This window comes from Micromonospora sp. NPDC003241, assembly GCF_053589795.1.
In genome coordinates this window covers 174,724-199,369 of record NZ_JBSFSO010000002.1, presented here as the reverse complement: position 1 = coordinate 199,369, position 24,646 = coordinate 174,724, and the positions used below count along the sequence as shown (strand labels likewise).

The 24,646-nt window shown below is 69.5% G+C and carries 28 protein-coding genes, 1 tRNA gene, 1 pseudogene and 1 riboswitch; of the genes and pseudogenes, 21 read left to right on the top strand and 9 right to left on the bottom strand.

The annotated features are described in order from the left end of the window. Positions 1-56 precede the first annotated feature (56 nt). The 3 genes from ACWDVW_RS02690 to ACWDVW_RS02680 all read right to left on the bottom strand — a co-directional run bounded on the left by ACWDVW_RS02690 (position 57) and on the right by ACWDVW_RS02680 (position 3,020). Positions 57-1,040 carry an NAD-dependent epimerase/dehydratase family protein gene (locus tag ACWDVW_RS02690; protein ID WP_449943912.1) on the bottom strand — a complete coding sequence of 328 codons (984 nt, stop codon included), beginning with the start codon at positions 1,038-1,040 and terminating at the stop codon, positions 57-59. A gap of 1 nt (position 1,041) precedes the next feature. Further along, entirely contained in the window at positions 1,042-2,532 is a 1,491-nt protein-coding gene (locus ACWDVW_RS02685) for a helix-turn-helix domain-containing protein (RefSeq protein WP_449943909.1), read from the bottom strand. A 74-nt stretch (positions 2,533-2,606) separates the two neighbouring features. Then, the gene (locus ACWDVW_RS02680) at positions 2,607-3,020 is read right to left on the bottom strand and encodes a helix-turn-helix domain-containing protein (RefSeq protein ID WP_449943906.1); all 414 of its coding nucleotides are present in this window, start codon (positions 3,018-3,020) and stop codon (positions 2,607-2,609) included. Between the two features lie 618 nt (positions 3,021-3,638). On the opposite strand from ACWDVW_RS02680, the gene ACWDVW_RS02675 reads away from it, so the two are divergent. The 18 genes and pseudogenes from ACWDVW_RS02675 to ACWDVW_RS02590 all read left to right on the top strand — a co-directional run bounded on the left by ACWDVW_RS02675 (position 3,639) and on the right by ACWDVW_RS02590 (position 15,555). Continuing rightward, on the top strand, positions 3,639-3,884 hold the full coding sequence (locus ACWDVW_RS02675; protein WP_449943903.1) for a DUF6284 family protein: 246 nt from the start codon (positions 3,639-3,641) through the stop codon (positions 3,882-3,884). Next, a pseudogene (locus tag ACWDVW_RS02670) lies at positions 3,884-4,258 on the top strand (RRQRL motif-containing zinc-binding protein). Before ACWDVW_RS02675 ends, ACWDVW_RS02670 begins: the two are co-directional and overlap by 1 nt. Before the next feature lie 26 nt (positions 4,259-4,284). Then, on the top strand, positions 4,285-4,596 hold the full coding sequence (locus ACWDVW_RS02665; protein WP_449944188.1) for a hypothetical protein: 312 nt from the start codon (positions 4,285-4,287) through the stop codon (positions 4,594-4,596). Further along, positions 4,593-5,258: an NUDIX domain-containing protein gene (locus ACWDVW_RS02660; RefSeq protein ID WP_449943900.1), complete on the top strand. Its 666-nt coding sequence runs from the start codon at positions 4,593-4,595 to the stop codon at positions 5,256-5,258. Before ACWDVW_RS02665 ends, ACWDVW_RS02660 begins: the two co-directional genes overlap by 4 nt. A gap of 15 nt (positions 5,259-5,273) precedes the next feature. Further along, entirely contained in the window at positions 5,274-6,074 is an 801-nt protein-coding gene (locus tag ACWDVW_RS02655; RefSeq protein ID WP_449943898.1) for an ABC transporter permease, read from the top strand. A gap of 1 nt (position 6,075) precedes the next feature. After that, on the top strand, positions 6,076-6,252 hold the full coding sequence (locus ACWDVW_RS02650; protein WP_449943895.1) for a hypothetical protein: 177 nt from the start codon (positions 6,076-6,078) through the stop codon (positions 6,250-6,252). A 91-nt stretch (positions 6,253-6,343) separates the two neighbouring features. Then, positions 6,344-6,775 carry a DUF3307 domain-containing protein gene (locus tag ACWDVW_RS02645; protein ID WP_449943892.1) on the top strand — a complete coding sequence of 144 codons (432 nt, stop codon included), beginning with the start codon at positions 6,344-6,346 and terminating at the stop codon, positions 6,773-6,775. A gap of 95 nt (positions 6,776-6,870) precedes the next feature. Next, on the top strand, positions 6,871-7,050 hold the full coding sequence (locus ACWDVW_RS02640; protein WP_449943889.1) for a hypothetical protein: 180 nt from the start codon (positions 6,871-6,873) through the stop codon (positions 7,048-7,050). Positions 7,051-7,163: 113 nt separating this feature from the next. Then, entirely contained in the window at positions 7,164-7,310 is a 147-nt protein-coding gene (locus ACWDVW_RS02635) for a hypothetical protein (protein ID WP_449943887.1), read from the top strand. Further along, positions 7,307-7,495: a hypothetical protein gene (locus tag ACWDVW_RS02630; protein WP_449943885.1), complete on the top strand. Its 189-nt coding sequence runs from the start codon at positions 7,307-7,309 to the stop codon at positions 7,493-7,495. The genes ACWDVW_RS02635 and ACWDVW_RS02630 overlap by 4 nt, the downstream gene beginning before the upstream one ends. Before the next feature lie 308 nt (positions 7,496-7,803). Beyond that, on the top strand, positions 7,804-10,035 hold the full coding sequence (locus ACWDVW_RS02625) for a cell division protein FtsK (RefSeq protein WP_449943883.1): 2,232 nt from the start codon (positions 7,804-7,806) through the stop codon (positions 10,033-10,035). 142 nt (positions 10,036-10,177) lie between these two features. Further along, entirely contained in the window at positions 10,178-10,420 is a 243-nt protein-coding gene (locus ACWDVW_RS02620) for a hypothetical protein (RefSeq protein ID WP_449943882.1), read from the top strand. Next, positions 10,417-10,713 (top strand): hypothetical protein, encoded by a 297-nt coding sequence (locus ACWDVW_RS02615; protein WP_449943879.1) that lies wholly within the window; start codon positions 10,417-10,419, stop codon positions 10,711-10,713. The genes ACWDVW_RS02620 and ACWDVW_RS02615 overlap by 4 nt, the downstream gene beginning before the upstream one ends. Beyond that, a complete protein-coding gene (locus ACWDVW_RS02610; RefSeq protein ID WP_449943876.1) occupies positions 10,713-10,955 on the top strand; it encodes a hypothetical protein in 243 nt (80 codons plus the stop codon). The genes ACWDVW_RS02615 and ACWDVW_RS02610 overlap by 1 nt, the downstream gene beginning before the upstream one ends. Before the next feature lie 91 nt (positions 10,956-11,046). Next, positions 11,047-11,973 (top strand): bifunctional DNA primase/polymerase, encoded by a 927-nt coding sequence (locus tag ACWDVW_RS02605; RefSeq protein WP_449943874.1) that lies wholly within the window; start codon positions 11,047-11,049, stop codon positions 11,971-11,973. Then, positions 11,970-13,580 (top strand): YfjI family protein, encoded by a 1,611-nt coding sequence (locus ACWDVW_RS02600; RefSeq protein ID WP_449943871.1) that lies wholly within the window; start codon positions 11,970-11,972, stop codon positions 13,578-13,580. Before ACWDVW_RS02605 ends, ACWDVW_RS02600 begins: the two co-directional genes overlap by 4 nt. A gap of 521 nt (positions 13,581-14,101) precedes the next feature. Next, a complete protein-coding gene (locus ACWDVW_RS02595) occupies positions 14,102-14,362 on the top strand; it encodes a helix-turn-helix domain-containing protein (protein ID WP_449943868.1) in 261 nt (86 codons plus the stop codon). Between the two features lie 2 nt (positions 14,363-14,364). After that, positions 14,365-15,555 (top strand): tyrosine-type recombinase/integrase, encoded by a 1,191-nt coding sequence (locus tag ACWDVW_RS02590; RefSeq protein ID WP_449943866.1) that lies wholly within the window; start codon positions 14,365-14,367, stop codon positions 15,553-15,555. 92 nt (positions 15,556-15,647) lie between these two features. Here ACWDVW_RS02590 and ACWDVW_RS02585 read toward each other — a convergent pair. Further along, a tRNA-Gly gene (locus ACWDVW_RS02585) sits at positions 15,648-15,721 on the bottom strand. 213 nt (positions 15,722-15,934) lie between these two features. Here ACWDVW_RS02585 and ACWDVW_RS02580 point away from each other — a divergent pair. Beyond that, positions 15,935-16,936 (top strand): zinc metalloprotease, encoded by a 1,002-nt coding sequence (locus ACWDVW_RS02580; RefSeq protein WP_449943863.1) that lies wholly within the window; start codon positions 15,935-15,937, stop codon positions 16,934-16,936. A gap of 67 nt (positions 16,937-17,003) precedes the next feature. On the opposite strand, the gene ACWDVW_RS02575 is transcribed toward ACWDVW_RS02580, so the two are convergent. Beyond that, positions 17,004-17,537: a pyridoxamine 5'-phosphate oxidase family protein gene (locus tag ACWDVW_RS02575; protein WP_449943860.1), complete on the bottom strand. Its 534-nt coding sequence runs from the start codon at positions 17,535-17,537 to the stop codon at positions 17,004-17,006. Between the two features lie 79 nt (positions 17,538-17,616). Here ACWDVW_RS02575 and dcd point away from each other — a divergent pair, with 79 nt between their 5' ends. Beyond that, on the top strand, positions 17,617-18,195 hold the full coding sequence (dcd, locus tag ACWDVW_RS02570) for a dCTP deaminase (protein WP_350697664.1): 579 nt from the start codon (positions 17,617-17,619) through the stop codon (positions 18,193-18,195). 55 nt (positions 18,196-18,250) lie between these two features. On the opposite strand, the gene ACWDVW_RS02565 is transcribed toward dcd, so the two are convergent. The 4 genes from ACWDVW_RS02565 to ACWDVW_RS02550 all read right to left on the bottom strand — a co-directional run bounded on the left by ACWDVW_RS02565 (position 18,251) and on the right by ACWDVW_RS02550 (position 23,617). Next, positions 18,251-19,291: an NlpC/P60 family protein gene (locus tag ACWDVW_RS02565; RefSeq protein ID WP_449943855.1), complete on the bottom strand. Its 1,041-nt coding sequence runs from the start codon at positions 19,289-19,291 to the stop codon at positions 18,251-18,253. 12 nt (positions 19,292-19,303) lie between these two features. Continuing rightward, a riboswitch (cyclic di-AMP (ydaO/yuaA leader) is annotated at positions 19,304-19,440 on the bottom strand. A gap of 179 nt (positions 19,441-19,619) precedes the next feature. Continuing rightward, a complete protein-coding gene (locus tag ACWDVW_RS02560) occupies positions 19,620-20,633 on the bottom strand; it encodes an NlpC/P60 family protein (protein ID WP_449943853.1) in 1,014 nt (337 codons plus the stop codon). Between the two features lie 253 nt (positions 20,634-20,886). Beyond that, positions 20,887-23,088 (bottom strand): (Fe-S)-binding protein, encoded by a 2,202-nt coding sequence (locus ACWDVW_RS02555; protein WP_449943851.1) that lies wholly within the window; start codon positions 23,086-23,088, stop codon positions 20,887-20,889. 265 nt (positions 23,089-23,353) lie between these two features. Next, positions 23,354-23,617 (bottom strand): cell division protein CrgA, encoded by a 264-nt coding sequence (locus tag ACWDVW_RS02550; protein ID WP_396743965.1) that lies wholly within the window; start codon positions 23,615-23,617, stop codon positions 23,354-23,356. Positions 23,618-23,839: 222 nt separating this feature from the next. Between ACWDVW_RS02550 and ACWDVW_RS02545 the strand changes: the two genes are divergently transcribed. Further along, positions 23,840-24,640 (top strand): DUF881 domain-containing protein, encoded by an 801-nt coding sequence (locus tag ACWDVW_RS02545; RefSeq protein WP_449943848.1) that lies wholly within the window; start codon positions 23,840-23,842, stop codon positions 24,638-24,640. The last annotated feature ends 6 nt before the right edge of the window (positions 24,641-24,646 follow it).

Sequence of the window (24,646 nt, the reverse complement as noted above, 5' to 3'; positions counted from 1 at the left end):
GCGGCGGCTCCGTCGGAGCCGGTTGCCGCGCCCCGGCCCGGGCTGCGCATTGATGGCTATGAAGATTGTTTCGGCTTCGTAGTAACGTGAGGTCCGGACAATGTCTCCCGCCATGCCCCCCACGCGTCTGTAAGGATGTCGATCAGTCCTGGCCTTGCAGGCGTCCAGCCAAGGACGGTTTGGGCGCGGCTGATGTCTGCGATCAGGTTCGGTGGCTCGGGCCTGGGCGGCTGGCGGTGGACGGTTACGAGGCGGCCGGTCACCTGCTCGGCGGTGGCTACCACGCTGGCCATGCTCGTTCCGACGCCTGACCCGAGATTGACGGTCTGGCAGACACCAGGGGTGCAGGCGGTCAGGGCGAGCCGGATGGCGGTAGCGACGTCGGCAACGTGGACAAAGTCACGTACTGCTGATCCGTCTCCGTTGAGGGTGACGTGGTCGCGTTGGCCAGTGATCGCGCGGAAGATGTTCGGGATGATCCGTGTGCGATCAGTGTCGGTAACGCCGTCAACGGCTCCCGCGATATTGAAAGGCCGGACGGTGATTGCCCCGATCGCTCTGGTTGCCGCGTAGGCCGCAATCATGTGCTCGGCCGCGACCTTTGACGCCGCGTACGGGCTCTCGGGGTGCGGGTCGAGGTCTTCGGAGAGTGTGCCGTGGTGCTGCGATCCGTACACGATGTTGGTGGAGGCGAAGACTAGCGAGGCTGGCGCGGTCGTTGTCCGGGCGGCGTCGAGTGCCATGAGGAGGTTCAGGGTGCCGCCCGCGTTGACGTCGAAGTAGCCCAACGGGTCAGTGAACGAGTCCCGGCCACTTGTCAACGCGGCGAGGTGAACGACGCCGCCGAACGCGCCTGCCTGGACGATGTCGGCGACCCGTGTGCGGTCCCGAATGTCGCCTGTCACGAGCTCGACGCCGGGGGGCGGGGTGCGGTCGCCGCGACCCCGGGTCATGACGGTGACCCGGTGGCCGGTGGCGACCAGGTCGTGCGCAACGGCGCGGCCGAGGAATCCCAGGCCACCGGTTACCAGTACGTGCACCTCAGCCTCTTTCCAGAATCGTGCGACGGTGTTCCCACGCGAGCTGGATACATCCGGCCGCTGCCGGAGCTAGCCGGCCGCTGGCGGTCAGTTCGTCAATGGTGTGCCGGGTGAACGGGAGCGCCGAGGTCGGGCGTACCCGCCCGGTTGTCACCACGGTCCCCTCGGCGTTGGCGCTTACCATGTTGGCGAACAGGTGGTCATAGGTGGGACCGTCAAATACGGCGACGGTCAGGATCTCGCCCCACAGGGTGAGAGCGTCGAGCGCCACGCCCAGGCAGAAGACTCGCACCCCGCCGGCTGCGTAGGCGCGATCGAAGGCCGCCAGCGGTTCGGCGGTGTAGTCCGCCGGCTCGCCCTCGCCGCCATGCTCGGCGTTGCCTAGGAACTCCTCGCTGTACTCCCGCATCATGTTGCGCCACAGGTCGAAGTCGGCTGATTGAGCGGCAGGCAGGACGCTCGACGGCTGGAAGACCCCCGCTGGCATGATGTGCAGCATCCCCCCGGCCACGGCCACGTTGCCGGCCGCGCGGTTGTGCAGCACGAAGGACACCCCGTCGTCGTCGACCCGCAGGGTGAGCGTGTCGGTTGACGGCGCGGTGGGTCGGTGAGCGGGCGTGAACGGGTCGCCGACGAGCCGACGGAAGCCGAGGTTCCGCCAGAATGCTGGCAGGATGCCGCTCCCGTCGCCGGCCACGTGGTACATAGCCATCTCGTGCGCCAGCGCTTCCGAGACGTCAACGCCACCAAAGTATGTGCCCGTGGTGAAGGTCAGTGCCCGGTCGGGCTGGCTCCAGTCGACTCCCGCGAGGTGCCAGGCGAGCCGATTCTCAAGGAGTCGGGGCTGTTCGACATCCCGCAACGCGAGGCTGTAGCGCTGGTGTCGGCGCCCGTCCGACGCCAGCGGTCGTACGCAGGCCGACGCATCCTCAGTTCCGTTGACGACAGGTGCGGTTCCTTCCGGCGCGACACCGATGCCGAACTGCCTCAGCTCGATGGGGGTCGACGGCAACCACTGAGGTGGTGCAATCAGGCCACTGTCGCCTACTCGGTGCTGCACGTCGTAGAGGCGCGCCGCTTCCCGGGCTAGCTGTACCCGGTGGATGTTGAGCTTCCGTCGGACGGCACGCCACTCTTCCTGGCTGGCCTCTACGTGTGGGTGAGACTCGGCATCCTGGTAGATCGTGAAACCTCCAGAGTCGTCGCTCTCGGGACTGTCGCGTTGCTGCGGCGTGACGCGTTGCCGAGTTAGGCCAAGATCCTGCACGGACACGCCGAAGTGCTCGGCAAGGAGTTGCCGGTACAGGGCAGATGGGAACGTGATTCCCCGCTCCCACCTGCTTACCTGATTGGCGGTTACGGCCAGCCGCTTTCCGCGCTCCACACCGCGACGGTTGAGCCCCTCTGCCACGTCCTGTTGAGTCTCACCCGCAGCGTCACGAAGGTTGTAAAGCGCGTGGTTCGGAGTGGCGTCTTTGGCGCGACCTGGCACGATGGCCCTTCCTTCGCTGGCGTAGGCATCGATTGCCGCACCCCCGCGCCTAGTCGATGCCTAGTGGACGGCGCTTACCCGGCTGGTGAACGGCGTTCGGATGCGCGTCCGGAACTGGTGTCCTTGTCCCCATGACCGACATCGACCGCGATCCGCTCCACGGCATCCGCGAGCCGCCGAACCTCGGCGTGAAGCTGATCCAGCCGCGCAAGCACCAACGAGGAACTGTCCGCTTGGCCAGCGCCGCCCGCACCGCTAGGCGGCGTGGCCCCGGTCAGCACAGAACGAAGGTAGTCGTCTGGCCAGGCGAGAGCCTGAGAGATCGCGGCGAGCGTACGAGCGGACCGCTTGCGGGTCGCGGTTGCATATTGCAGCTCACGCAGTGTCGCTACAGACACTTTGGAGCGTTCGGCCAACTCCTGCTGAGTGATCGGCAACTCGGCCATCCGGTTGTTGATCGCACTGGCCACGGCCTGCCAATCGTCCACCCGATGCCTCCCTGTCTGACTGCCTGATCCGCTGATCCTAGTCCCTGCCCCTCGTTGACATCGCGCAACTTCAGCGCTAATTTTAGCGCTGAAATCAGCTACGCCGCCCGGCTGGCCCCGGGGAAGGCAGTGCTTCGCAGCGCTGCGCGCCCACGAGCCACCAGCGCACTTGTGCCATTGAGAACTTCACAGAGGTCCGGGACGCAGGGAGATTCATCTTTCCGATTGGTCCCGATGCGTGCGATCTAGGGATGGCAGGCGAGCGTCGGCTGTTGACGTGTCCGGCCGCAAGACTTGTCCGCTTTTAGGGGTTTGGCCCCTTGCTTGTCCTACCGAGGGTCGCCCGGCGTGCCAGCGAGGCACGCCCCTGTTGATCGCCCCGTTGTACGGCCACGCGTTGGCCGTGCTCCGGCTGTTCTTCGACCTGATTCCCCACTTATGGAGGTGAGCCGTCATGGCCGTGAGCGTCTTTGCTGCCGTTCGAATTTCCACCAAGAGCAATGCCACCTGGAAGACCTGCGTGCGGTGCAAGCGGCTCGCTCCGCTGGTTGCCGATGAGCGTCACTGCCGGGCGTGCCCGCCGGTGCGTTCTCGCCGTGCTGGAAGGAACCGAACCAAGTGATCACCGACCGCAACGCCACCGCCGGGCCGACCGCCGCCGACTTGGCCGCGATTGACACCGAGTGGCCGCTGATCGCCGCTGAGCTGGACGTCCTCGACGCGGAGATCACGCTCATCAACGCCGAGGATCACGGCGGTCCGACCGCCTTGGACTGGCGCAGGCTGCGCCGGGCCGAGTCCCGCGTGACCCGCGCTGCCGCCGAGGTGGCGACCCGCACCACCGGCCCGGATCGCGCTGCCTGATGTCCCGCATTCGCGCCGCGTTCCACGACCCGGACGGGACTCGCCACGGGATTCCGACGTTCTGGTGAAAGGGTGCCCCGCCGGGCTACGCCACCCGCCGTCAACTGCGTGCCGCTGGTCTGCGGCCCGGTGGTCAGCCGGTGGCCGCGCAGATCCTCTGGCGCGGCGTCGGTGGCGTCCGGACGGCCTACCTGTACCGGGTGGAGCTGGCTAGGCCGAAGCGCACCGCCACCCCCGCCCAACGCCGCGCGATCAACGCCGCCCTGACGGCCCGCCGTACCTGCCGCGTGTGCGGTGTGGTCCGCCCGTACTGCATTCCGCGCTCGCTCGGTGAGTGCGTCGACTGCGCCTATCCCGAAGGAGTAGCCCCGTGAGCAGCCGTAAGAGTCGCCGCGCCGTGATGGCCGAGTTGCTGTTGCTGGCCGACCCGAAGCACATCCACACCCACGCCGATGGCGTGTCGCTGGCGGTCGACTTCGACAGCATCGCCGACCTGCGGTCGTGGCTGCACCTGGCCGGACTTACCGACCCGGACATGCTGACCGACGAGCGCACCGGCACCACCGACGACGGCCGTCCCTACCGGACGATGTACGCCTACCCGACCTGGCACGGGTGGGAGATCTACGCCTACGCCAAGGAATACACCAGCGGGCCGGTTCTCGCCCCGGCCACCGTCGACCGGCTCGCCGTGCTGGCGGTGGAGGGATGAGCGGCCGGACGTTCACGCACCCGTCCGTGCTGGCCGGTATCGCCGCCGGTGCGTCGTGGGCCGATCCGACCATGAACCCGGCCGACATCGACTGGACGACCCGCCGCGCCGCCGCCGCGATCCCGTTCCCGCTGGTGGATGGTCGGCCGGTCAACCCGTACGCGCCGACCGGCATCCGCTACGGCCGCAACGAACTCGGCCACTGGGGCGAGCAGCAGTGCGCCGACGCGATCGTCACGCTGAAAGGCCCGCTTGGCGGCCGGTGGCTCCTGCTGGTCGAACGCGCAGATGGCCACGGATGGGCACTGCCCGGCGGCTACGTCGACCCCGGCGAGGAGCCCGCCGCCGCCGCGTACCGGGAGCTGGCCGAGGAGACCGGTCTGATCGTGCGCCGCGCCCGCGCCCACGTCACGATGCCTGCTCGGTACGTGCCCGACCCCCGCGCCTCTGATGAGTCGTGGATGGTCACCACCTCGGTCCACATCGATCTCGGCAGCGGCCACTACACGCTGCCCACCGTGACCGGTCACGACGACGCTCGCCGCGCCCGGTGGCTACCCGCCAACGACTACGCCGAGCTGACCCGCTACCTGGCTGACATGCACGTCGGCACCGTCTTCCCCGCCCACCGCAACTTGCTCGCGGACATCCTCACCGACTGACCGGAGGACACCCTGATGACTGCCCCCACCCTGTCCGCGTACCCGAAGCCGGTGGACGAGTTGGTGCCCGCCGCCCGGGAGTTGGCCGACCGGATCGGTGAGGTCCCGTCCCGTAACCGGATCAAGAAGGAGTTGCGGGTGGGCGGGCCGAAGGCCGACGCCATCTTGGCCGAACTGACCCGCACCCCCGACACGCCCCTGACGCCCGACATCGACCCCACGCCCGAGTCCACCCCCCTCCCGGCGGACCCGGCGGAGTCCACCCCGACCGGCCCGACCGACGCCGTCCCGGTGGTGGACCCGCCGCCGCCCGCCGACACCATCGCGCCGCCGGTGGAGGCGCAGCCCGCACCCGTCGTAGACCCGGGCACCAACATCACGCCACGGCCCGCCCGCCGCGCCGTGGTGTGGCCGGTGGTGCTGCTGGCGATGCCCGCGTTCGTCGCCATCTGGTCCGGGTGGGTCGGACTCGGCGAACTCACCGGGTTCGGGGTGGTCCACCCCCTGCCGGGCATCTGGGACAGCTTCTCCATCAACTCCGCGATCACCCTTCCGATCGGTGTGGAGACGTACGGCGCGTACGCCCTGTACGTGTGGCTGTCCGGCCGCGTCCCACCCCGCGCGCTGCGCTTCGCCAAGTGGTCCGCGATCGCCTCACTCCTGGTCGGCGCGCTCGGGCAGGTGGCCTATCACCTGCTGGAAGCGGCCGGTGTCACCTCGGCCCCGTGGTGGATCACCACCGCCGTGGCGTGCCTGCCGGTCGCCGTGCTCGGCATGGGCGCCGCCCTGGCCCACCTCGTCCGGGAGGACCACTGACATGAGCAGCGACAACGACTTTCAGGCGTTCCGCCGATCCGGGCGCACCGGTAAGACCCGGTCTGTGAGCGAGCCGGGTACCGCCGAGCAGGCACGCCACGCGGCTGACGCGAAGCGGCAGAAGTTGCGGCAGGGGTCGTCGGACACCTTCGAGGTGCGTAAGCCCCGCACGAAGTAGCCCCGCCCGGCGGCACAGCCTCTGGCCTAGGAACCGTGCCGTGCCGCCGGCCCACCCCTGTCAGCCGTATCGACCTCGGGAGTTGTCTTTCATGTTCGCAGATCCGACCGGCGCGGGCGCTATCGCGTTCGCGGCCGTGTTCGCCGCTCTCTACGCCGCGCATCAGGTGGCCGATCACTGGGTGCAGACGCAGCGGCAGGCCGACTGCAAGAGCGAGCCCGGATGGCCGGGCCGCCTCGCCTGCACCGCACACGTCGCCACCTACACCCTCACCGCCGTCATCGCCCTGGCCACCCTGATCCTCGCCACCGGCCTACGCCTCGACCCGTGGGGCGTCGGCGTCGGGCTGACCGTCTCGGCGGTGTCGCACTACATCGCCGACCGCCGCACCCCGCTGCGTCGCCTCGCCGAACTGCTCGGCAAGGACCCGCACTGGCTCACCAGAGGCGGCGGCATGTACGCCCTGGACCAGTCCTGGCACACCGGCTTCCTGTTCATCGCCGCCCTGTTCTGCGCCGCCTGACCACTCCCATCGGGCACCCCCACACCGCCGTGGTGGGTGCCCGCGTGGGAGCGGTCAGACCCGCCGACCGCCGCCACTGGGAAGGGAGGCCCGACGTGGGCCGCAAGTACCTGTTCAGCGAAGACGCCAACGGCCGGTCCCGGGAGATCAAGGTCGACCCCAAGCACCTCGACCGCCAGATCCGCGACGAACGGGCCGCCGGTCGCACCCCGACCGTGCTCGACGAGGACGAGCGCATTCGCTTCGGACTGCTCTCGCAGTGCAAGAGCCGCTGACCACCACCGGCACCACCGTTTCAGCCCGGCGGCACAGCCCGAATGGCCTAGGAACCAGTGCTGTGCCGCCGGTCCATCCCCGCAACCCGAAGGGTCTTGGGAGGACCACCAGTATGCACATCTCCGACCCGCAGTACCGCGAGCAGCACGACCGGCGCGTGACCCGCAACCGCGAGCAGCGCGAGGCGCAGATGCGTGAGGCGCAGCGGCAGGCCGCCGACCGCAACAGGGCCAACGCCGACCGGCAGGCCACCCGGTGAGCGCCCGCCGGTTCACCGCCGCCTACCAGCAGTGGCAAGACGCCGAAGCGACCGCCGCCGTCACCGGCAAGGCCACCGACCGGGCCGCCGCCGAACGCCAGCGGCAGGCACTGCACAACAGCCCGGAAGCCCACCGCGCCCGGCAGCAGCTCAACGGCCGGGCCGCGCCGCGCGACAGCCGCTAACCCTTCCGCCCCGCACCGCTGACCGCTTCCGCCGCCACCGGCTCATTACCCGGTGTCGGTGGTGGCCGCCAGACCCGCTGACGGCACCGCGAGAGGACTGTTCGATGGCGACTTGCACCCACCCGGCCACGCACATCATGTACGACGCCGACGGCCGGAAGTACGTCGTGTGCACCCACTGCGGTCAGCAGTGGCAGGTCTGACCGACCACCCGTAGACCCCCGCATCCCGGCGGCACAGCACCTGGCCTGGAAACCGCGCTGTGCCGCCGGTCCTCATCCCCTGACAGGTTGGAGGAAGACCCCATCATGACTGCCCCTGACGAGGGCTTCGACTGGCAGGCCGCCGAGACGGACCTGACCAACACCCCCGGGCCGGATGCCGAGGTGGTGAACCTGGATGCCGCCCGGTCGCGCCGACAGGCGTCCGTCGTGCCCGATGACGGAAACGAAAGCAACCTGGACGACGACCCGCCGGAGAGTGGGCCGGTGCTGGTCGACAGTGTGGAGGCGCAGCGCCGTCCGCGGTTCTCTCTGGCCGGGTTCCGAGACGCGCAGCGGGTGCCGATCGTGCCCGATTGGCTGCGTTCGCGGTCGGAGTTCATCGGGAACCTGGCGTGGGCTGGTGGGTTCGCCGCGCACGCCGCCGGCTACCACGCGTTGCGGCTGCCGAAGTACACCGTGAAACTCGCCTGGCGTGCGCCGGTCGGCCTCGGCCGGGTGGTGCGGGGTTACGGGCGGTGGTTGTTCGACCTGGAAGGCGAGCCGGTTCGGCAGTCGGTGGTGCGCGCCGCGATCGACAAGCCGGAAGAGGCACGCACGTATCAGGGCTTGTCGCGGCAGCGTGATCGGCGGGTGCGCTGGCGTGGTCTGACCGCGATCGTTGCCGCGCTGGTGCTGTTCACCGTGGCCGGGATGCTGTTGCTCGCCCCGGGGGTGGTGCAGCTCGCCACCCTCGCGGTGACGGTGGCGGTGTTCGGGTTCGTCGGCGCGCCGACCGACAAGCCGTTGCTGGACACCGCTGTGGTGCGCACCGCCGCCGCGCCGCTGACGTCGGTGGAGGTGTTCCACGCTCTCGCGGCGTTGAACATCAAGGGCATCAACGACGCGATCCGCCGGGGCGACAACGGCAAGCGGTGGTTCACCGCCCCGATCGTGCGGGAGAACGGCACCGGGTGGAGGGCTGAGGTGGAGCTACCGCGCGGGGTGACCGCTTCCACGGTGGTCGACAAGCGCGAGGAGTTGGCCGCCGCGTTGACCCGCCCGCTGGGCTGTGTGTGGCCGGAGGTCAACGCCGAGGTTCACCCCGGCATGTTGGTCCTGTTCGTCGCCGACAAGGATCTGTCTCGCGCCAGGCAGAGCCCGTGGCCGCTGCTCAGGTCCGGCACGGTCAACCTGTTCAAGCCGTTCGCGTTCGGTACCGACCCGCGCGGCCGGTCCGTGACTCTGACGCTGATGTTCGCTTCGATGATCATCGGTTCGATTCCGCGCATGGGGAAGACGTTCGCGCTGCGGTTGGCGCTGCTCGGGGCGTGTCTGGACCCGCGTTCGTGGGTGCTGGCGTTCGACCTCAAGGGCACGGGTGACCTGTCGCCGTTGGAGCCGGTGGCGCACCGCTACCGGGCCGGTGACGAGGAAGAGGACATCGAGTACGGCATCACGGCGATGCGGGAGATGCGCACCGAGATGCGGCGGCGCACGAAGGTGATCCGGGAACTACCGGCCGACCTGTGCCCGGAGAACAAGGTCACCGACGACCTGGCCTCGAAGAAGTCGTTGGGGCTGCATCCGATCGTCATCGGCATTGACGAGTGCCAGGTGTGGTTCGAGCACCCGAAGTACGGCGACGAGTTCGAGGAGATCTGCACCGACCTGATCAAGCGTGGCCCGGCCACCGGGATCACCCTGATCCCGGCCACCCAACGCCCCGACGACAAGAGCCTTCCGACCGGGATCAGCGCCAACGCGGTGCTGCGGTTCTGCCTCAAGGTCATGGGCTACCGGGAGAACGACATGGTTCTCGGCCAGTCCATGTTCAAAAGCGGCATTCGGGCGACCATGTTCGCCAAGCGGGACAAGGGCATCGGCTACCTGGCCGGTGAGGGTGACGACCCGACGATCACCCGCACGTTCGAGATCGACGGCCCGACCGCCAAGGCCGTCGTCAGTCGGGCGCGAGTGCTGCGGGAGCGGGCCGGGAACATCACGGGCCACGCCGCCGGGCACACCGTCAACACCGACGCGGTACGCCGGGACACGATCCTTGAGGACGTGCTTGCGGTCATGAGCGATGAGGACCCGAAGCTGTGGTCCACCGTCATCGTGGAGCGCCTAGCCGTTCTGCGGTCCGACGTGTACGCGGGGTTCACCGCCGACCAGCTCCGTGAAGCGCTCAAGCCGTGGGGCGTGAAGACCGGCCAGGTGTGGGGCACCGACCCCGACACCAACGAGGCCGCCAACCGCAAGGGCATCACCCGCGCCCACGTCGCCGACGCGCTCACCAAGCGTGACCGTGACAGCGGCAGCGACGGTCGCAAGTAGCCCGCAATCGGCCGCTAGGTCTAGCGGCACCCACCGCTAGACCTAGCGGCACCGCTAGCGACCCATCAAAACCCCGGCCAGCGCCCTAGCACCTAGCGGCGTCGGCTCCTTGCACCCTCAAAACGGCCTGTGGAGGCATCTGGTGCTGACCATCGCCGCGCTAGCTAGCCTGATCATCCCCGGTTACGCAGCGTACTACCTGATCAAGTGCTACGCCCTGCCGTTCGGCCCCTGCCGCCGCTGCAAGGGCAAGGGAGAACGACGCGGACGCATCATCCGACTCAAGCACGAATGCCACCGCTGCGGCGGCACCGGCAAGCGCGTCCGCGTCGGCCGCCGCATCATCGAACGCGTCCGCGACGAGTACCGGGCAAGCAACCAATGAACCGCCACAGCCCCGCCGAGCACACCGACTGGTGCGGCCGGGACCACCGCTGCAACCTCGGCGAACACCGCTCCGACGAAATCGTGGTCGACATCGCCGGGCGGGCGCGGGCCGTGCTGGTGCGGGTGCGGACGACTGCCGGACGCGACCACGCCGAGATCCGCGTGCGCGTGGCGCTCGCACCGGCCGAGGTGGCGGCCCGCCGTCAACTGGTCGGGCTGCTCGCTGACGTGCGGCAGGCCGTCACCCGCGCCGCCATCGCGGCGCAGCCTCGCCCCGGCAGGACCGGGTAATGGCCGGGCCGTCCGGGCTAGAGATCTGGCTCATCGGCACCCCGGCCGAACTGGACGCCGCCGTGACCGCCCTGACCGCAACCGGCCGCCTCATCCAACGCGGCACCCGGCACGCCATGGCAGGCGCTGACGCGGGCCGGTACCGGCTCTACCTACGGCTGACCATCGCGCCCACCACCCGCCGTCCCAGCCGTGCCCCGGGCGCGTCGGCTGCTGGCGGGTCGCTGCTCGCCCCGGCCTGACCTGATCGGCGCGCTTCGCGCGCTCACCACCGAGTGGCCGGCACCCGCCCGACCTCGGCTCTCACCGCCGCACCTGGAAGGGAGTCCCTTCATGTCTGATCCGTTTCTCCGGCCCGACCCGGCCCGGTTGGTCATCCCCGCGTTGACCTACGCCGGTCGGGGGTGGCCGGTGTTCATGCTCGGGCGCACCAAACGGCCCGTGGCGAACTGTCCGGCCTGCCCGAAGGCGGACGAGGACCCGACCCACGACCAAGAACGGTGCGCGTGCCTGACGTGCCACGGCTTCTACGCCGCCACCACCGACCCAGACCGGGTGACCGCGATCGTGGCCGCCGTCCCCACCGGACAACTCGCGTTGCGCACCGGCGCCGCGTCGGGAACCGTCGTGGTCGACATCGACCCCGCCCACGGCGGCCACGCCACCATGACCGACCTCATCGGCCGGGGTCTGTTGCCGCCGACCGCGTACGTGGTCACGGGGTCGGGTGGGTGGCACCTGTTCTACCGGCATCCGGGCCGCCGGGTGCCGTGCAGCCAGGGCAAGCCCGGTCAGGGACTCGGCCCTGGCGTCGACGTGAAGGCAGACGGCGGCTATGTCGTGCTGCCGCCCTCCGTGCACCCCCGGACGGGACGCCCGTACCGATGGTCAGCCACCCGCAACGACCGGCAGGTGGAGGAGATGCCCCCCGCCCTGCTCACGGCCTGCCTACCGCCGCCAGCGCCACCCGTGGTGACCGCGACCGGTCCGACGCGGCTACGTGAGGCGGGGGGCATCTCCCATCCCGACCGACTACTCACCGCACTACTCGACCGCGTCACCGCCGCCCCCGAAGGCACCCGGCGGACCACCCTCTACGGCGCAGCCCGAGGCGTAGCCCGCATGATCACCGCCGGAGCCGTCGACCACGCCGACGGCATCGCCGCTCTCACCGACGCGGGCCACCGCGCCGAGCAATCCGACCGCGACATCCGCGCCGCCATCCGTGGCGGCTTCCGGGCCGAAGGAGTCGCCGCATGACGCCCGCCCGCCTGCATCTGGTCAACACCGACCACCCGCACCCCACCGACGACGCCCTGCCGGGTGGCCCGCTGTGGGATGTCCCGGTGCCGTTGACCGGCCCGACCGCCGCGCCGCCGCCGTTCCCGGCCGACGTGTTCCCTCGCTGGTTGGGCGACATGGTGACCGGCGTGGCCCGGTTCACCCAGACCGATCCGGCCATGGCCGGGACGCTCGCCGTGGCCGTGCTGTCCGCGTGCGCGGGTGGCCGGTTGGAGGTGGAACCGGTGGCCGGGTGGCGCGAGCCGGTGAACGTGTTCGCCGCCGTCATCGCAGGCCCCGGGGAGCGCAAGTCGCCGGTGCATCGGGCGATGACCGCACCGTTGTTCGCCGCGCAGTCCACGCTGGCCGAGGCGATGCGCCCGAGGATCGCCGAGGCCGCCGCGTTGCGGGACATCGCCGACCGGCAGGCCGAGCAGGCCAAAACGCAAGCCGCGAAGGCCAGCGACCCGCACAAACGCGACGACGCCGCCGCTGAGGCCGTGGCCGCCGCCATCGCGGCCGAGGCCATCACCGTGCCGACCCTGCCGAAGCTGATCGTGGACGACGCCACCCCCGAAGCGCTCATCGGGTTGATGGCCGCCAACGGCGGACGCATGGCCATCATCTCCGACGAAGGAGGCATCTTCGACACCCTCGCCGGACGGTACTCCGGCGCACCCAACCTCGACCCCTACCTCAAAGGCCACGCCGGTCAGCCGATGAGCAACGAACGGCAGACCCGCGAAGGCGCATCCGTCGACAAACCCGCCCTCACCGTGTGCGTCATGGCGCAACCCACCGTGCTGCGCAAGTTCGGCGGAAACGCCGACCTCGCCGGACGCGGCCTACCCGCCCGGTTCCTGTTCGCCCTACCCCGATCCCTGGCCGGCTACCGGGCCGTCGACACACCCCCGATCCCCGAACAGGTCACCGCCGAATACCGGCACCGGGTACACGACCTGGCCGCCACCCTCGCCGAGTGGGAAGACCCCGCCGTGGTGGTGCTCACCTCCGAGGCCACGCAGGTACGTCGGGCCGCCGCCGAGCAGGTCGAGACGGAGCTACGGCCCGGCGGCAGCCTGTACGACATGCGGGAGTGGGGCAACAAGCTCTCCGGCGCAACGCTGCGTCTGGCTGGGCTACTGCACGTCGCCCACCACCCACAGGACGCCTGGCGACGCCCCATCGACGCCGACCGCATGACCGACGCCGTGCGCCTCGCCGAGTTCTTCGCCGCCCACTACCGGACCGCCATCACCACCATCGGCACCGACACGGCAGTGGAGAACGCCCGATACGTGCTCGGCGTTCTCACCAGCAAGGGCATGGCCACCTTCACCCGCCGGGAACTGCACCGCCGCGTGTCCCGGCGGCTACCCAAGTCCGACGACGTGTCAGCGGTACTCGCCGAACTGGCCGCACTCGGATGGGTCCGGACCGGGCCGGACGGCCGGTACGAGTTGCACCCCCGCGCCGTGGCAGAGGACCCCGGAAGCGTTGACACGCTGACATTCGACCCCGACAGCAGCGTTTCCGCAGCTCAGCACGCCCACGGGGTGTCAACGGGCCGCGTTGACACCCGTTGACAGGCGTTGACAATCCGACGCCGGTCCATCCGGTGTCAACGGGTGTCAACGCCTGTCAACGCGGCCCGTTGACACCCCGGAACCCGCCTTCACCTGCGGAAACACTCGCACGTCGGCGGATTGTCAACGTGTCAACGCATCCTGCCCCCACCGCCGGACGACACCCGAGCATCCGATCAGCCCGCGCGGTGGCGACAGAGGCACGCTGAGAGCGACCGAGAGCGTCAGGCCCTACGGCCCTACACCGGGACACCCGGGATCTTGCGCCTACGGCGCTCTCAGCGGGCCACCTTGCGCTGTTCTGCGGTGATGCATCCCTATACCTCCACAAGTGACCGCCGCCGATCGAAAGGCCCACACCGTGCGAATCAGGCTGCACGGCACACCCGCTGAAACAGCCGCAGCACTCGACGCCATCGCCCGAGTGCTGCACATCCGCCAAGTCTCCCGGCCCTGTCCCGACCGCCGATCCCCGATGTTTCAGCGCCTCTACATCGACGCCACCCCGAAGGAGAGCAGCGATGACTAAGCGGATCACCCGCCAGATCACGCCCGCCCCGGTGCTGCCGGAGGAACTGCTGACCATCGAGGAGGCCGCCACCCGAATCCGCATGAGCGTGCGCTATCTGCGGCGCGCTGTCGCCGAACGCCGAATCGCGTTTCACCGCCTCGGGCGTTCGATCCGATTCGATCCCGCCGACCTCGCCGCCTTCGTGCTGGCGGGCCGCGTGGAGCCCATGACCGCCGAGACCGTATGGCGCGAGTTGAGGAGTGTTGCCTGACCATGGCGAACAAAGACGGACACCGCCGATTCGGGAGCATTCGCAAGCGGGAATCGGGCCGCTACCAGGCTCGTTATCCCGGTCCGGACGGCCGGATGCGCTCTGCGCCGCAGACATTCGCCCGCAAGCCCGAGGCCGAGCGGTACCTGTCCCTGATCGAGGTACAGATGGCCCGAGGCGAGTGGATCGATCCCGAGCGGGGCAAGGTGCGCCTACGCGACTACGCCGAACGGTGGATCGCCCAGCGGCCTAACCTCCGGCCCCGAACCGTGCACCTCTATCAGTGGACCCTCGGCAAGCACGTCACTCCGCACCTCGGCGATATGCCACTCAACCGGATCGATACCCCGATGGTGCGGGAGTGGCGGTCGCGCCTGTTGGCCGAGGGCGTGTCGGTGACCATGGCCGCCAAGGCGTACCGACTGCTGCGCGCCATCCTGATGACTGCCGTCAAGGAAGACGAACTGATCAGGGTGAACCCGTGTCGCGTCGTGGGCGCAGACCAGGAGAAGCCCGCAGAGCGGCCGGTCCTCTCCGTTCCGCAGATCTTCGTGTTGGCCGAGCGGATGCCCGACCGATTTCGGGCGCTGATCCTGGTCACGACGTTCGGTTGTCTGCGGTGGGGTGAGGCGGTGGCCCTGCAACGGTGTGACGTCGACCTGACGGTTGGCACGGTGCGGGTGCGGCAAGCGTTCGTGGAGCACCGGGGTACCGGCCTGGTCCTCGGGCCGCCGAAGTCGAGGGCCGGAGTGCGGACCGTCGCGCTACCAAAGGCCGCCCTACCCGCGCTAAAACAGCACATGAGTAGCTACGTCGGTCAGGCATCCGAGGCGTTCGTCTTCACCGGGGAGAGCGGTCGGACCCTCTGGCGTGGCAACTTCAACAAGCTGGTGAAGTGGTCCGATGCGGTAGCCGCCGTGGGCGTGCCCGGCCTGCACTTCCACGACCTCCGGCACACCGGCAACACCCTCGCGTCTCGGGCACCGGGTGCGAGCTTGCGGGACATCATGGCCCGGATGGGTCACGACAGCCCACGCGCCGCGCTGATCTACCAGCACGCCAACCGGGAAGCCGATCAGGGCATTGCCGACGCGATCGACAAGGCGGTGAGGGCGGCCCGGCGCAAGCCGAGCAAACGACGCACGCCGAGGCGGGCCGCCGAGGGTGACGGACCAGCGACCGAGGCGAGCTAATGGCCCGCTAATGGCCCACGGCCGGTTTCAGTTCTCCTGGCAACGCGAAAGCCCTGGTTGGGACTCACGTCCTGGCCAGGGCTTTCATGCGTTGGAGCGGGTGACGGGAATCGAACCCGCACTGTCAGCTTGGGAAGCTGATGTTCTGCCATTGAACTACACCCGCAAGCGGCACCACTGTACCTGAGCCGTCGTCCCGGTGCACCCAGCCACCCCCGCCGACCACCCCGCCCGGCCCGCCTCCGCACGCTGCGCAAGAAGTTGCATGCCGGCAACACATAGCCATTCTCAAATTTGTCTATGCGTTGTAACGTCTGGCCCACGTTTCCCGCACGGCGCGACACAACCCCCGGTCGCGTCGCCAGAAAGAGGTGGGCTTATGGGACTCCGTCCCGTCCTGCTGAACCGGCGGATCGCCGGCATCGCATCGACGTCGCTGGCGGTGGCGCTCGGTGTGGCCACGGTCGGTCTGCTGCCGGCGGCCACCACGGCCGCCATTCCGACGGCTGCCGCCGTCTCCGCTGACGAGGTGTGTGAGGACCAGACGGGCACGGCGGCCCGGGTCCGGGGCGACGCGGTCGTCAAGCACGACCCGAACGAGTTGACCATGGCTCAACTGCACCAGCGGGAGGCGGAGTTCGCCGACCTGTTGCAGGAGCGGGCCAAGCGGGTCGGCCAGCGCACGCTGAGCACCCAGGCCGCGGCGGCCTCGGTCACGATTCCGGTCGTGGTGCACGTGATCCGCAGGGACACCACCCGCGCCGGCGGGAACATCCCCGACTCGTTGATCCAGTCGCAGATCACCGTGCTGAACCAGTCGTTCGCGGGGTCGACGGGTGGTGCCGCCACCGCCTTCGCGTTCCAGTTGCAGAGCATCAACCGGGTCACCAACACGTCGTGGTATCCGATCCGGCAGGGCTCGACGGCCGAGCGGCAGATGAAGACCCAGCTCCGCCAGGGCACCAAGGGCACGCTCAACATCTATCTGGGTGCGCTGAGCAACGGCCTGCTCGGCTGGGCGACCTTCCCGCAGACCACGCTGAACGTGATGGACGGTGTGGTCGTGCTCAGCGAGTCGTTGCCGGGTGGCACCGCCACCAACTACAACCAGGGTGACACCGGCACCCACGAGGTCGGCCACTGGCTGAACCTCTATCACACGTTCCAGGGCGGCTGCTCGGGCAGCGGCGACCAGGTCTCGGACACTCCGGCGGAGGCGTCGCCGGCCTACCAGTGCCCGACCGGTCGGGACACCTGCTCCACCGCAGGGCTGGACCCGATCACCAACTTCATGGACTACACGTACGACACCTGCATGTACCAGTTCACCCCGGGCCAGGCGACCCGGATGATCAATGCGTGGAACACCTACCGCGCGTAGCGCGGGAGTCGTCGGCGCGTACCTCCGGTGCCGGTCCCGTCGTCAGGCGGGGCCGGCACCGGTCGGTTCAGGCGGCGCGGACATGTCGGGCCGCGCGGGTCCGGTGGGGCGTGGGCCGGGCGGCCTGCGGGGTGGCGCCGGCCGGGTCGAGCCAGACCTGCACGGCCGGCTCACCGACCAGCCCGCCGGTGGCGGCGCGCTCGTGCCGGGCGAGCATCGCCACGTCGACGGTGAACTCGAACAGACGCCAGTCGGCGTGCGGGGCGGCGCGGGCCGCGAGCGCCAGCCGGGCCACCGTGGCGTCGTCGGTGACGGGTCGGGCGCGGCCGGCGACGTACGCCTCGTCGTCGCTCTCCTCCGCCGGGAACGAGTGCAGCGCGTAGCGCCCGTCGCGTTCCAGGTCGCGCCGCTTCGGCGAGTCGATCACGAAGCAGAAGAGACCGTCGGCGGTGATCACCGGGGAGACCGGGTGCACCCGGGGCCCGCCGTCGGCGCGGACCGTGGCCAGGTAGCCGAAGCCCGGGCCGTACTGCTGCATGAGAAGGCGGATCCCGTCGGCGAGTCGAGGCTCGTCGACGGCGAATTCGGACCAGGAAGCCATGCCGACATCCTATCGAACATACGTTCTAAGCAGGTAGTCCGACACGCAGGTCACGACTACCGGCCGCTAAGGTGTGGCGATGCTGCTCTCCGACCGTGACCTGGTCTCCGAGATCAAGGCCGGCACCCTGGCGCTGGAGCCCTTCGAGCCCACCCTGGTGCAGCCGTCCAGCATCGACGTCCGCCTGGACAAGCTGTTCCGGGTGTTCAACAACCACCTCTACACACACATCGACCCGGCCACCCAGCAGGACGATCTCACCTCGCCGGTGGAGGTGCCCGACGGCGAGCCGTTCGTGCTGCACCCGGGCGAGTTCGTGCTCGCCTCCACGCTTGAGGTGATCTCGCTCGGCGACCAGCTCGCCGGCCGACTCGAAGGCAAGTCCAGCCTCGGTCGCCTCGGCCTGCTGACGCACTCCACCGCCGGTTTCATCGACCCCGGCTTCTCCGGTCACGTCACGCTGGAGCTGTCCAACGTGGCCAACCTGCCGATCATGCTCTGGCCCGGCATGAAGATCGGCCAGCTCTGCATCTTCCGGCTCTCCTCGCCCGCCGAGCACCCGTACGGCTCGCTCGTCTACGGCTCGCGCTACCAGGGCCAGCGCGGCCCGACGCCGAGCCGCGCCTGGCAGAACTGGCGTACCTGGCCGACCCGCTGACGACCGGCGGGCCCGCGCTGCCGAGACGCGGGCCCGTGGCCGTCCGCCCGGCGACTCAGCCGGGCCGACCGAAACTGTGGATCGGACTGGTGTCCATCCGCTTCATCGCGATCGGCTTGCCCGCGCGGGAGGCGTGCACCACCCAGCCGCCACCGACGTACATCCCGACGTGGTGCAGGTCGCGGAAATAGAAGACCAGGTCACCCGGGCGCAGGTCGCCGCGACCGACCGAGGCCGTGACCTGCCGCTGCCGCGCCGCGTTGTGCGGCAGCGCCACTCCGGCCCGCGCCCACGCGGCCAGCATCAAACCCGAGCAGTCGTACGCGTGCGGCCCCTCGGCCCCCCACGAGTACGGCTTGCCGATCTGGGCGCACGCGAAGGTGACCGCCTCACCGGCCGGGCCACCCGGATAGGTGGCCGGACAGGGCGCCGGCCGCAACGGACCACCACCCCCGTCGTCGTACGCCCGCAGCCGCAACCGCTGCAACCGCTCGATCTCGGTGTCGATCTGCCGCCGCTTCCCGGCCAGGTCGGCCTCGGTGCGGGTCAGCTCGGCGATGGTGCGGTCCAGTCCGGCTCGGGCGGCGGCGAGTTCGTCCCGCAGTTCACGCGCCTGGCGTACGTCCTCCTGCTGGAAGCGGGCGTACCGGTCGAGCACGCCGAGCTGGGCGATGACCTCGCCGGGCGACCGGCTGCCCAGCAGCGTGTTCACGGCGCGGACCGGCTCGCCCCGGTACGCCCGCGCGGCCAGCGCGCCGACCCGCTTCATCGCCTCGTCCACCTGCTGTTGCAGCGGGGCGATGCGGGCGGTCAGGGCGTCCGCCTCCCGGCGGGTGGCGGCCAGGTCCTGCCGGGTGGCGTTGTGTCGTTCGATGACGGCTTCGAGCCGGTTCCAGTCCTCGTCGATCTGGCGCTCGATGTCGTCGACCGTGGGGTCGGCGTGGGCCGCCGTCGCGCCACCGGTCAGCAGAACGGCGGTCGCGGCGAGTGCGGCGAGTGCGGTGATGCAGCGGTACCAGCGGGATCGCGGCGCATCCGTCGTCGGGCCGGGCTTCGCCGACCGGTACGACGGAGGCCGCGGGGCATGGTGTGCCACCGGGCTGCGTACTCCTTCTTCCCAGACCGCCTACCGGGTTAGCTGACGGGTTCGGGCGGGAAGGGAACGCCCTACCGCGACCATCGCGGACTCACCCCGGAAACCTGGGTCCCCGGCTCGCTCGGACAGCGACTCGGCGGTGTCGGACCGTCACCGCCCCGGGTGGGCGGTCCTGCCAGCGGGCCAACGATTGACCAGCGTAGGGACGATCGGCGTCGATGCGCAACACACCCACACCGTCACTCTCGGTGCATTAATCCGACAACGCAGAAGGCCCCCGGTCGCTTGACCGAGGGCCTTTCGTCGTTCCTGCGTACGGGCTCAGGCGTCAGCCGGGTCGACGGAAGCCGGCGACCGGCATCGTCGTGATCGGCGAGACGTTGACCGGCACCCCGGCCCGAGCCGAGTGCACCATCTTGTTGTTGCCCAGATAGATCCCGACGTGACTCACGTCGCTGCGGAAGAACACCAGGTCACCGGGGCGGGCGTCGGCCCGGGAGATGGCCTTGCCCTCGCGCCACTGGGCACCGGTGAAGTGGGTCAGATAGATACCCGCCGCCTTGTACGCGTACTGGGTGAGGCCGGAGCAGTCGAACGAGTTCGGCCCGGTGGCACCCCAGACGTACGGCTTGCCGACCTGCGCGCAGGCGGTCCGGATGGCCGTCCGTGCCGCGTCGCTGACCACACCGTTGATGGTCGGGCAGTTGGTGGTCTTCACCGTGGTCACCGGCAGGGACCGCTCCAGCCGCTTGATCTCGGCGTCGATCTGCTTCTTCTTCGCCGCGAGCTGCTTCTGCTTGGCCTCCTGGTCGACGATCAGCGCGTCGAGCGTGGCCTTCTGGTCGTCGTACTTCTTCCGGATCTTCATCACGCCCTCGAGCTGGCGGCGCTCCTCCCAGGCCAGCCGGTCGAGGAAGGCCATCTGCTCACCGAGCTGGTCCGGCTTCGCGTTGAGCAGCACCGCGCCGAGTTCCTGCGAGGGGCCGGTGATGTAGTACCGGGAGGCGAGGCCGGCGACCCGGTTCATCGCCAGCTCGGTCTCCAGGGCCAGCGGCTGGATCTTCTTCTCCAGCTTCTCGGCCTTCTCGCGGTTGACCCGCAGCTCCGAGCGCACCTTGTTGAACTGCTCGATGGTGGGTTCGAGCTGCTGCCACTGCTTGTCGATCTGGCGCTCGATCTCGTCCACCGACGGCTCGGCGTACGCGGGCGCGGCGACCAGACCGGCACCGACCGCAGCGGCGGCGACCAGGACGACCAGACGGCGAGCGGCCTTGCGCAGCCCGCGCGCGGGGGTGGAACGTCCCGGCGCACGACGATGGAGGGGCATGGTTGCCACCGGCACCGACTCCTTTGCGACCGACCACCGGGCGTCCCGCTAGCGGTAAGGGGCGAGACAGACGACCCACGGCGGTCGGTGCCTCACATTAGGGGAACGCGCGCGACGGAATCAAGGCAACCAACGGCTCATTCACCTTTGCGCGACCGACCGCACACAAAGGGTGTCGACCAATTCGTTACAGTTATCTACGCCAATATAAAAATCGGGACGTGTCGGCATCCGTACCGATGCCGACACGTCCCGACGTACGCGCTGGTCACCCGGCGACCGGCTCACCCTCCTCGGCGCCCCGGGCCTGCTCGGGCTTGATCGAACGCAGCAGCACGCTGGCCACGTCGACCACCTCGACCTGATCGCCGGCGCCCTTGCCGTTGACTCCGTCACTCAGCATCGTCGAGCAGAACGGACAGCCGACCGCGACGGTCCGCGCACCGGTGGACATGGCCTCCTCGACCCGATCCACATTGATCCGCTTGCCGATCCGCTCCTCCATCCACATGCGTGCGCCACCGGCGCCGCAGCAGAAGGAGCGCTCGCTGTTGCGCGGCATCTCGACCAGGCCGTCGTCGGCGCCGACGGCGCTGCCCAGCACCTCGCGCGGCGGCGCGAAGACCCGGTTGTGCCGGCCCAGGTAGCACGGGTCGTGGTAGGTGACGCCGCCGTCGACCGGCTGCACCGGGGTGAGCTTGCCGGTGGCGACCAGGTGCGCCAGCAACTGGGTGTGGTGCACCACCTCGAACTCGCCGCCGAGCTGGCCGTACTCGTTGCCCAGGGTGTTGAAGCAGTGCGGACAGGTCGCGACGATCTTCCGCTTGGCCTTCTCGCGGCCCTCGAACGCCTCGTTGAGCGTCTCCACGTTCTGCTGGGCGAGCATCTGGAAGACGAACTCGTTGCCGATGCGGCGGGCCGGGTCGCCGGAGCAGGTCTCGCCCTCACCGAGGATGGCGAACGAGACGCCCGCCTCGTTCAGCAGCGTGGCGACCGCCCGGGTGGTCTTCTTCGCCCGGTCCTCGAACGCACCGGCACAGCCCACCCAGAAGAGGTACTCGAAGTCCTCGACCTCACCGACCCGGGGCACCTCGAAGTCGAGGCCCTTGGTCCAGTCCTCCCGGGTGTTCTGCGGCGCACCCCAGGGGTTCCCCTTGTTCTCCAGGTTGCGCAGCATCACGCCGGCCTCGGAGGGGAAGTTCGACTCGATCAGCACCTGATAGCGGCGCATGTCGACGATGTGGTCCACGTGCTCGATGTCCACCGGGCACTGCTCGACGCAGGCGCCGCAGGTGGTGCACGACCAGAGCACGTCCGGGTCGATCACGCCGCCCGCCTCGGCGTCACCGATCAGCGGCTTCTCCGCCTCGGCGAGCGCCAGCACGTCGAGGTGGGCGAGCTGCGCGGCGGTGGCCTTCTCCTCGCCGGTGAGGTCCTTGCCGCCGCCCGCCAGCAGATAGGGCGCCTTGGCGTACGCGTGGTCGCGCAGGCTGAGCACCAGCAGCTTCGGCGACAGCGGCTTGCCGGTGTTCCACGCCGGGCACTGCGACTGACAGCGCCCGCACTCGGTGCAGGTGCTGAAGTCCAGCAGGCCCTTCCAGGTGAACTGCTCGACGTGTGCGACGCCGAACTGGTCCTTCTCGGGATCGGCCTCCTCGAAGTCGAGCGGCTTGCCCTCGCTCATCATCGGCCGCAGCGGCCCGAGGCCGGAGCCGGACGCACCCGGCTTCCGCTTGAAATAGATGTTCGGGAAGGCCAGGAAGCGGTGCCAGGCGACGCCCATGGTCACGTTCAGCGAGATCACGATGAGCCAGGTCATCGAAATCGCGATCTTGATAAGGGCGGCGACGCTGACCCCGGACTCCCAGTCCGGCAGCACCGAGCCGACCGCGTGACTCAGCGGGGTGGCCCAGGTCGGGTACTCGAAGTGGTCGGTGGCCACCTTGAAGCCACGGATCAGGAAGCCCATGACCAGGACGGCGAGGACGACGGCCTCGACGAAGTAGCCCTGCCACATGGTGGAGCCGGTGAACCGGGACCGGCGTCCGGCCCGACTCGGCCGGTTGGCCACCCGGATCGCGATCAGCACCACGATGCCGACGACACCGAGGATGCCGATCCACTCGGTGACCAGCCCGTAGAGCGCCCAGCCACCGATCAGCGGCAACCCGGCGGTCGGCGACACCACCTCGAAGTACGCCTCGAGCACCAGCAGCGACAGCACGAGGAAGCCGACCATCACGAACCAGTGCGCGGCGCCGACCACGCTCCAGCGGAGCATCCGGGTGTGCCCGGCCGTCTCCGCGAGCATGGTCTTCGTACGCTCGACGTGGTCACCGGAGCGGGACGGATCGGGCTGACCCAGCCGGATCACGGCGAACATCTTCGAGACCGCACGCACCGCAAGCCACACCGCCACGGCGGTGATGGCGGCCGCGAGGATCGTGGTGACGATCTGGACGCTGCCCATCGAGTTGGCCTCCCGGTCTGCTGCCTGTCGAGCGGCTCGGCGACCGGGGTCGGGGTGCGGTTGGTCACCCCAGGGTGCCGCACCTCGACCCGGATCGGTCGATGACCTCGGTCCACTCGGTCATGCGATGCAGCTTACGCGCAAGGTTACTCAGCAGTAACGTGAGACTTCTCGCACCTGGGCCACGCCGCCCTGCGCACACCTTAGGAGGCCGCCGCCGAGTCCGCTCGGTCGGGGCCTTCGCAGGTGGCCGTTGAGCAGGGAATCAGCGCCAGCGGGAGAGCAGGATCAGGGAGCCGACCATCGCGCCGAAACCGATCGCGAGGTTCCAGTACCCCAGCTCCATGACCGGGTACTCCTGCTCAGACAGGTAGTAGACCACCAGCCAGGCGATGCCGAAGGCGATCAACGACACGGCCGTGGCGGGCAGCCAGACCGGGCTCGGCTTACGGGACGCCGATGTCGTCGTCGGGCGTACATCCGTGGGCGGGGTGTACACCTTCTTCTTGCGGACCTGAGACTTGGGCACGACGCTCTCCAGAGGGGTTACGACCTCGTCCGGCCTGACAACCGGGCGCGAGGGCGACGGTCCATGGCCAATAATGTTCGACAGCTAGCGTAGTCCGGAAGGCCCGTCCAATCCACGAATGAGGCCAGACCGATGTCCGGCATCGGAGAATCGGACGGACGGGCGACCGTCGCTCCGCCGCACCCCACGGGTGCCGGAGCCGGAGGACAAGGGGGAACGGCCGTGGAGTACACGTCCGGCGCAGCGTCGTGGCAGAAGGCGCTGCGACGACTCGTCGCCGGGTTGCTGCCCCACGGGCCGCGTCAGCGCCGTCCGGGCTGGTCGATCGGGGTACCGCTGATCGCCGCCGCGGCCGGCCTGCTCTTCACCACCACCGCCACCACCGCAGGCGGCACGAACCTGCGCGAGGACCGACGCCCCCAGCTCACCGAACTCATCGAGGACCGCCGCGCCCAGGTGGCGGCGAACGAGGAGCGCGCCGCGACGCTGCGCAAGGAGGTCGAGAGCCGTACGGCCGACCTCGCCGACTCGGACGGGCCGATCCGGGAGCAGCAGGAGCGCGGCACCGCCAGCCTCGGCACCGCCGGTTTCACCGAGCTGACCGGCTCGGGGATGACCGTCGTGCTCGACGACGCACCCCGGCTCAACAACCTGCCCGAAGGGGCCACCAACGACGACCTGGTCGTACACCAGGGTGACGTCCAGGCAGTGGTGAACGCGTTGTGGGCCGGCGGCGCCGAAGCCATGTCAATCATGAACGTCCGCGTCCTGGCGACCAGCGCGGTACGCTGCGTGGGTAACACCCTGCTGTTGCACGGCCGGGTGTACTCCCCTCCGTTCAAGATCGTAGCAATTGGCGACCCCGCCGCACTGCGGCAGGCCCTCGCCGCTTCCGAGGGAGTCCGGTGGTTCAGGGACGCGGTCGACAATTACCAGCTCGGCTACCAGGAGCTTCCCGGCACCGTCACCGTGCCCGCGTTCGAGGACTCCACCACCCTGCGATCGGCGACGGTGCCGCAGTGAGCGCGC

What these genes read in the sequence shown, in the direction of transcription:
- ACWDVW_RS02665 (WP_449944188.1), top strand. Translation starts at nt 4,285, where the DNA reads ATGGCCGAGTTGCTGTTGCTGGCCGACCCGAAGCACATCCACACCCAC.
- ACWDVW_RS02660 (WP_449943900.1), top strand. Translation starts at nt 4,593, where the DNA reads ATGAGCGGCCGGACGTTCACGCACCCGTCCGTGCTGGCCGGTATCGCC.
- ACWDVW_RS02655 (WP_449943898.1), top strand. Translation starts at nt 5,274, where the DNA reads ATGACTGCCCCCACCCTGTCCGCGTACCCGAAGCCGGTGGACGAGTTG.
- ACWDVW_RS02650 (WP_449943895.1), top strand. Translation starts at nt 6,076, where the DNA reads ATGAGCAGCGACAACGACTTTCAGGCGTTCCGCCGATCCGGGCGCACC.
- ACWDVW_RS02645 (WP_449943892.1), top strand. Translation starts at nt 6,344, where the DNA reads ATGTTCGCAGATCCGACCGGCGCGGGCGCTATCGCGTTCGCGGCCGTG.
- ACWDVW_RS02635 (WP_449943887.1), top strand. Translation starts at nt 7,164, where the DNA reads ATGCACATCTCCGACCCGCAGTACCGCGAGCAGCACGACCGGCGCGTG.
- ACWDVW_RS02625 (WP_449943883.1), top strand. Translation starts at nt 7,804, where the DNA reads ATGACTGCCCCTGACGAGGGCTTCGACTGGCAGGCCGCCGAGACGGAC.
- ACWDVW_RS02615 (WP_449943879.1), top strand. Translation starts at nt 10,417, where the DNA reads ATGAACCGCCACAGCCCCGCCGAGCACACCGACTGGTGCGGCCGGGAC.
- ACWDVW_RS02610 (WP_449943876.1), top strand. Translation starts at nt 10,713, where the DNA reads ATGGCCGGGCCGTCCGGGCTAGAGATCTGGCTCATCGGCACCCCGGCC.
- ACWDVW_RS02605 (WP_449943874.1), top strand. Translation starts at nt 11,047, where the DNA reads ATGTCTGATCCGTTTCTCCGGCCCGACCCGGCCCGGTTGGTCATCCCC.
- ACWDVW_RS02600 (WP_449943871.1), top strand. Translation starts at nt 11,970, where the DNA reads ATGACGCCCGCCCGCCTGCATCTGGTCAACACCGACCACCCGCACCCC.
- ACWDVW_RS02595 (WP_449943868.1), top strand. Translation starts at nt 14,102, where the DNA reads ATGACTAAGCGGATCACCCGCCAGATCACGCCCGCCCCGGTGCTGCCG.
- ACWDVW_RS02590 (WP_449943866.1), top strand. Translation starts at nt 14,365, where the DNA reads ATGGCGAACAAAGACGGACACCGCCGATTCGGGAGCATTCGCAAGCGG.
- ACWDVW_RS02580 (WP_449943863.1), top strand. Translation starts at nt 15,935, where the DNA reads ATGGGACTCCGTCCCGTCCTGCTGAACCGGCGGATCGCCGGCATCGCA.
- ACWDVW_RS02575 (WP_449943860.1), bottom strand. Translation starts at nt 17,537, where the DNA reads ATGGCTTCCTGGTCCGAATTCGCCGTCGACGAGCCTCGACTCGCCGAC.
- dcd (WP_350697664.1), top strand. Translation starts at nt 17,617, where the DNA reads ATGCTGCTCTCCGACCGTGACCTGGTCTCCGAGATCAAGGCCGGCACC.
- ACWDVW_RS02555 (WP_449943851.1), bottom strand. Translation starts at nt 23,088, where the DNA reads ATGGGCAGCGTCCAGATCGTCACCACGATCCTCGCGGCCGCCATCACC.